This is a genomic window from Mycolicibacterium lutetiense, from assembly GCF_017876775.1.
In the GTDB taxonomy this organism is placed as follows: Bacteria; Actinomycetota; Actinomycetes; order Mycobacteriales; family Mycobacteriaceae; genus Mycobacterium; species Mycobacterium lutetiense.
On record NZ_JAGIOP010000002.1, the window covers coordinates 4,093,707 to 4,094,603 of the forward strand.

General features: G+C 60.3%; 1 protein-coding gene. It reads left to right on the forward strand.

What is annotated here, in order from left to right:
• Nucleotides 1-622: 622 nt before the first annotated feature.
• Nucleotides 623-853, forward strand: a complete 231-nt coding sequence (locus tag JOF57_RS29035; protein WP_209922852.1) for an MbtH family protein — start codon at nt 623-625, stop codon at nt 851-853.
• Nucleotides 854-897 lie beyond the last annotated feature (44 nt).

Sequence of the window (897 nt, forward strand, 5' to 3'; positions counted from 1 at the left end):
CCTCGACACGACTACCCGTCGATGGTGATTGAAACTGTGTAGTTGCTGGGCATTTAGCCCCGATAATGACATTGCGTTGGTCCCGGGGTGGTATGCCGGCCGCGCGTGGAGGCGCCGCGTCGAGCGGGATGTCCGCCTCTCTCGGAAGGCTGGCTGTCGCAGCGCGGAGCGTCCCGCCTCCGTTTGCGCGCCCCGATGGCCGCAGCGGAGCACCCCTTGTCTGGCCTTGGTCGGTGGCCAGGCGCAGACTTTTCGCCGTAATCACGGTCCGTGGGTAGCCCAAATCGGCGTTTCATGGGCCGAGGCCGCCCGATCCGCAGGCCACCACCGGCCGCACCGGCCGGCGGCGAGTCTGGATGGGGCCTGAGAAACATTTGCCGAATCGCGGAACTCGTGACAAGTTAGAAGGTGAATGGCAGAGGGGCAGCAATGGGAAATTCTTTGATTTCTAATTTCTGCACTCTCGTCAAGATAAGTGGATATGCTGGCGCCCTGCAACAAGAACGTCATAGCTGGAGTGGGCCACAGGAAACAGGCATCGTGAAGCAACAGGCGGGGCTGGGTGCCTGCGCCGGGTTGTCGATCGATTTTCACTGGTCTACTCGACGATGGGGAGGACCAAGTGAGTATCAATCCGTTTGACGACGACAATGGCAGCTTTCGCGTCTTGGTCAACGACGAGGAGCAACACAGTCTGTGGCCAGCATTCGCTGACGTCCCTGCCGGCTGGAAGGTTGTTTACGGCGAAGCGGATCGAGCTTCCTGCTTCGACTACATCGAACAGAACTGGCCTGACATCCGCCCTAAGAGTCTGCGCGACAGGTTGGCGCAGAGCCAGGGGTCTGACAACTAGAAGAGCCGGGGGGCTAACAACAGATTTCGCGGTGGGAGAGTCTG